Below are 5856 nucleotides of genomic sequence, written 5' to 3' on the forward strand. Positions count from 1 at the left end.
AATTCATAATTCATAATTCATAATTCATAATTCATAATTCCCTAACAACCATACCAAAGCTTTTCTATCTGCCTTGCCAGATCCGATAACTCAGAGCGATCGCTTGTATCCCTTAACAGGGTGACATGGCCTAATTTTCGACCGGGACGGGACTTTTTACCATACCAAAAAACGTGAGCGCCGGGGATTGCCGCTAAAACTGCTCTTTTTTCCCCATAATCGCCGTCACTATCCTCAAAACCCAATAAATTAACCATGACTGCCCCAGCAGATTTTAAGTCCGTGGCTCCGAGGGGCAAATTAGCCACTGCTTGCAGTTGTAGGGCAAATTGGGAGGTAAGACAGGCAGAGAGGCTGTAATGACCAGAATTATGGGTACGGGGAGCGATTTCATTAATCAATACCTCTCCCTGGGGAGTGACAAATAACTCCATCCCGAAAACACCCACCGCCGACAAACTACTTAACAGATGATGGGCGATAGATTCAGTTTGAGCCTGTAATGATTGGTTAAGAGCGGCGGGAGCAATCACCCAGTGACAGACTTGCTCCTCTTGATAGGTTTCCACCACGGGATAGGTGACGATTTCCCCGGTTAATCCCCTAGCGGCAACGATGGCTAATTCTCGCTCGTAGGGAATATAAGCTTCTAACATCAAGTCAAGACGCTCTAATTGCGGCTTTTTGGCGTTTAATTCTTCAGGAGTGCGGATAATAAAGGTTCCTTGACCATCATAACCGTGTCGTCGCGCTTTCAGCACTAGCGGAAAAGGATAATTTTCTAGTTGGGATAAATTATCTATCGCCCAAAAATCAGGCACAGGCAACCCTAGGGAGCGTAAATAACATCTTTGCTCGTATTTATCCAATAGGGGGCGCAGATTTGCCAAACTAGGATAGAATTTAACTCCTGTGGCCGCTAATTCTTCTAGGGCATCTAAATTAACAAACTCATTTTCAAAAGTGATCAGATCACAATGTTGAGCTAGTTTTTTTGTGCCTTCCACGTCAGCTATTTCCGCAAAGACAACCCCGTCAGCTAAAGCAACGGCGGGATCATCGGGGTGTGGTGTTTGTACAATTAGAGAAATGCCTAATTTCTTGGCTTCCTGTGCCATCATCCAAGCTAATTGTCCACCACCAATAACACCAACCCTTGTTTGCATCATTGATCACATCCTAAAGATTCCGGGGTAGAGACGCCGGTTTTTGAGTTGACACCCTCGGCTCTTTCACAGAGATTTTTGATTTGTTGAGCGTCAAGCACGGCAAAACTAAAATCAGCACCGTTGATATTGACTCCCTCGAAAATGGTGCGCAGCATGATCGCTTCGGCAAAAATGGCATCGCTTAAATCGGAATTTTTAAAGGTACTCAGATAGGCTAATCCATTGGTTAAGTCCGCCCCATGAAAGTTGCCTTCGATGATAGAGGCTCCGTTAAACACTGCCCCGCGCAAATCGGCAGAGCTAAAGTTAGAATCTTGCAGATTAACGTTAGTAAATTGGGCAGATTGCAAATTTTGTCCTGAAAAATCCTTTCCTGTCAGATTCTGGTTTTCATAACTGGCATTGGCTCCTGTGACAGCAGCAGAACTGGCAGCTAAGGCATTGACAGGAGATAGGATAAATAGTAAGGCAAAAAAAGCGATCGCTAGTCGAAAGATAGTCTTCATTGGCGGAAAATTCCATCAGTGGGCATTCTTGATTTTATAGCAGTAAGTCATCAGCCGTCAGCTTTTCACCGGCCGCGAGAAATTGCTGGCACACAAACCTTTATAATGGCTGTCTAGGCTTATACTGCCATGCAATTTGGTCTAAACAAAAATATTTAAGCCACAGGCCCTCAGCTTTCAGTTAAATAAAGTAAAAGACAAAAGTTAATTAATTTTCTCTCTCCTGACTCCTATTTCTAAGGACAATTTCTGATTTATACAAGAGGTTTGATGGATACACCGCAACTTTTATTCAATGGTTTAGCCGTCGGCAGTATTATTGCTCTGGCTGCCGTCGGGTTAACCCTTACCTGTGGCATTTTGCGTCTGTCTAATTTTGCCCACGGCGATTTTATGACTTTGGGTGCTTACATAACTTGGGTGGTAAATGCTCAAGGGATTAATCTCTGGTTAGCGATGCTGGTGGGGGCAGCAGTGACAGCTATTGCCATGCTCATTGCCGAGAGATTATTATGGAAACCTATGCGCGATCGACGGGCCGATTCTACCACTTTAATTATTATTTCGATCGGTTTGGCTTTATTTCTTCGCAATGGTATTTTAATGATCTGGGGCGGCAGTAATCAACGCTACGATCTGCCTGTGATGACCGCTACAGAAATTTTTGGGATTAAAGTAGCTTTTGATCGCTTGTTAGTCATTGGTTTGGCAATTATAGTTATTATTGCCCTCCATTTGTTATTACAAAAAACCAAAATCGGTAAGGCGATGCGCGCCGTAGCTGACAGCACCGATTTAGCTAGAGTAACCGGAATTAACGTCGAATGGGTTGTTTTCTGGACATGGATAATTACGGGAGTTTTAACTGCTTTAGCCGGAGGGATGTTCGGGTTAATTACTGGGGGAGTGCGTCCCAATATGGGCTGGTTTTTAATCTTACCCATGTTTGCGTCCGTGATTTTAGGTGGTATTGGTAATCCCTACGGAGCGATTGCTGGGGCTTTAATTATTGGTTTTGCCCAAGAAATTAGTGTCCCCTTAATTGGTTCCAATTATAAATTAGGCGTGGCTTTATTAATTATGATCTTGCTGTTATTATTCCGTCCTCAAGGTTTATTTAAAGGCACGGTTTAACAGTTATCAGTTATCAGTTATCAGTTATCAGTTATCAGTTATCAGTTATCAGATGTAAGTTTTAAGTTATTTATTTATTTATTTATCTTCATCTTTATCCCTGTTTACTGTTTACTGGACGGCTACGCCGTGCCTTTGGCAACACTGAAAAGCCCAATCTTTAATCCTGAATATATTCTTCCCCGGTGATTAAAGCGTATTCAGCGCGGGTAAATTCTCGACCTAAATAAGCAGCATGATCGAACATAGTAATCGGACAAGGTTGGGTTTCTTCGATCACTTTGACGGCTAATTCTTTGGCAGTCCTGGCGGTGTAAATAGTCTCAGGATTGCGATCAAGTTTTTGCCTAACACCGATAACTTTTCCCGTTTCTGGATCGACGGCTAAACCTTTTTCGTTGATAATATTGCTGTAATGTTTGGCACAGATTAACCCTGCTTCTCGGTCTAGATAAATAATAAAATATCCTGCGGGATCGAGAGCGATCGGACGTTTGGAAAGTTGATTATCAATAGCTGTGATTTGGGATTTTAATTCGCTCATTTTCTTGACAAAATTACTTAAATATGTAGTTGAAAGCAAGAGCAAATTATATCACATACCATCATCCTTGTTCTAGAGTATTTTGTCGAGATAAGCACTATTTTCTGTGAGCAAATCTGACCTACTGAGCAATAATACTAAATCCTGTTTAAAAAGTATAGGATAGTGGGGAGCGGAGGCAAGAGGAAAGAGACAATAGAGGCAATAGATAATCAGTATTTAATAAACGGATTTAGGTTCGGACTATTGAGTAATACCATTTCTCTAAATGAAAACTACACATCGAATTTAAGTACCCCTTAAAAAGGGGGATTTAGGGGGATTAAACTTCTGTAGTCAGACTTTGGAGAATTGGTATAACGCACAGAAAACGGGTTTCTCGGAGAAACCCGTTTTCTACTCAGAAAATAAGTAATCAGTTTTTGATAAACGGATTTAGTATCACACCAGCTGCCATCTGGGGGCGCAAAGCTCGCGCCCCTAATCTAAGGTCGAAAAATAACAGGCTGATAGCTGAGAGGTTAACCCTATAAATTTTCTTCCACCAAAGCCTCGACCCGTCCTGTTTTGACTGCTTCCACCAAAGCGGCGTGATCTTGTTCTGTCTGCTCGGCATAAGCGATCGCAAATTCGCCCAGGGCTAGATCGAACTGATCTCCTTTTCCTAAATAACCGCTAATGGTGGCTGCGTCTCCAGATTTGGCGTGGGCGCGGGCCAAGGTCCAGCCGCAGAACTCGGCGTAGCGTTGCAGTTGGACGGCCGATACTCCCTCAATGGGTAGGGAAAACTTCATATCCCGCAGTTGCCGTAAATAGAAGTTATTGCCCCGTCTTCCCTGGGTCCAGCCTAAAAATATGTCGCTAGAGGATTGCATCAATCTCTGGCCTGTAACCACCCGTTGTCCCTGATTTTCATACTGGCCCTTGGCGGTATAGGGTTCCAGAACCGAAGGGCAAGCCTCCTTAACTTGTAGGATGAGGGGATGGTTATCTTCCGAGAACAATAGGGCGATATAACATCTGGTGCCGACACTGCCAATGCCCACCACTTTCAGGGCAAAGTCCTCTAACTGGTAGCGATCGAACAGGACCCGGCGTTCCTCCGGCAGGGATTGGCGATAATCTTCCAGACCCTCGCGCACGAGAGTCTCCCAATCCGGTTCGTTGACATGGTAGAGAATGGGCGGCTGATCGACAAAGCGATTGCGTCCCCCGCTTTGGGTGACGATCTTGGGGTAGAGATGTTCGATGATGCGCTCGCGGGCCTTTGTCATCATCTGTTCCCGTATCTTGCGCGTCTTTTCGTCGGGAGCCATCTCGAGCACCTGTTCCACTCCTATGCGCGTGTACCATACCTCTAAGGGACTGAGGCGAGAATATTCCCGCAGGTGTTCCCGATAGGAACGAGTGCAATCGATCGCCGCTGCTTTCGATTCTCGATCGGATAGATCGCTATCCCTGCCGGCGATGACAAAGCTGACCACCAGACGCTTGAGATCCCATTCCCAAGGTGCGGGCAGGGTTTCGTCGAAATCGTTAATATCGAAGACTAAATTGCGTTCGGGGGTGGCAAAAAATCCGAAGTTCAACAGGTGGCAATCTCCGCAGGCCTGCACGATAATGTCAGTTTTGGGAGTGGTGGCCAGATCGTAGGCCATCAAAGCAGCGGAACCGCGCAGAAAGGTAAAGGGACTCCGCAACATTCGCCCGTAGCGGATGGGAATCAATTCCTGTAATCGCCCTCGATTTGATGCTTCGATGATCTCGATCGGCTCTCGACCAGCTGCGGGGGGTTGCCAGATAGCGTGGCGAGAACGCGGCAATCGCTCCCGCAGGGATTTACCCATCTGGATGCGTTCTTCCCGTGAACGGAATCGAGCTTGAGAGGGTGACCGGATAGGGGTTTCTATTTGGTGGTTCATAACGACTTTTTCCCCTGAATGAGATTACATCCCTTGCTGTTAGATGACTAAATGAATACAAGCAATAGGAAATAGATAAGTCAATAGTGATGGTTCCCCTTCTGGGATAACTTTCTAACATTTCCCCCTTTAGAGATAGCTTCTGATGCTCGGTTCAACAATTAATCTTCACTCGTTTCTTATCTGGGGAAGATCAACATCATCGATGATCGATTTTTTCTGAAATGGCTATCTCTTAAATTTGCTTAACTTTTAGCCCAATGGCAGCCCTACTATCTCGATTATATCTTGCTCAAAAATTGCCAGTGGAATAATCGTAACAAAATTTTATCTAATGGTCAGCCTTCAGCCAGGAGCTAAAATCTGGCTCTTTTGTCGGGAAAAGGGGTCTTATTCTGGGTTAAAGGTGAAAATTTTCTCCTTGGCCCAGTTCTGTAGGAAGTTTTCTGTTTATTTTTTTGGGTGATGATTTGGTAGTATTAGTTTAGGTCTGTGAACCGAGAATTTACCCCTAGATTGTCTAGAAATGAGCGATGAAAGTGTCAATCTTGAGCAGGGGATGATGGGGGTGGGTTACGATG

General features: G+C 44.7%; 5 protein-coding genes. 1 reads left to right on the forward strand and 4 read right to left on the reverse strand.

The genetic code is table 11. The annotated features are described in order from the left end of the window. Window positions 1–41: 41 nt before the first annotated feature. On the reverse strand, window positions 42–1169 hold the full coding sequence (locus MICAI_RS02760) for a 5-(carboxyamino)imidazole ribonucleotide synthase (RefSeq protein WP_008197424.1): 1128 nt from the start codon (window positions 1167–1169) through the stop codon (window positions 42–44). Continuing rightward, window positions 1166–1675: a pentapeptide repeat-containing protein gene (locus MICAI_RS02765; RefSeq protein WP_002760385.1), complete on the reverse strand. Its 510-nt coding sequence runs from the start codon at window positions 1673–1675 to the stop codon at window positions 1166–1168. The genes MICAI_RS02760 and MICAI_RS02765 overlap by 4 nt, the downstream gene beginning before the upstream one ends. A 270-nt stretch (window positions 1676–1945) precedes the next feature. Here MICAI_RS02765 and MICAI_RS02770 point away from each other — a divergent pair, with 270 nt between their 5' ends. Next, entirely contained in the window at window positions 1946–2809 is an 864-nt protein-coding gene (locus MICAI_RS02770) for a branched-chain amino acid ABC transporter permease (protein WP_008197425.1), read from the forward strand. Window positions 2810–2969: 160 nt separating this feature from the next. Here the strand turns inward: MICAI_RS02770 and MICAI_RS02775 are convergent, their stop codons facing one another. Then, on the reverse strand, window positions 2970–3353 hold the full coding sequence (locus tag MICAI_RS02775; RefSeq protein ID WP_008197426.1) for a DUF4346 domain-containing protein: 384 nt from the start codon (window positions 3351–3353) through the stop codon (window positions 2970–2972). A gap of 527 nt (window positions 3354–3880) precedes the next feature. Continuing rightward, entirely contained in the window at window positions 3881–5275 is a 1395-nt protein-coding gene (locus tag MICAI_RS02780; protein WP_008197427.1) for a DUF2252 domain-containing protein, read from the reverse strand. Window positions 5276–5856 lie beyond the last annotated feature (581 nt).

It is taken from the genome of Microcystis sp. T1-4 (assembly GCF_000297435.1).
Taxonomy (GTDB): domain Bacteria; phylum Cyanobacteriota; class Cyanobacteriia; order Cyanobacteriales; family Microcystaceae; genus Microcystis.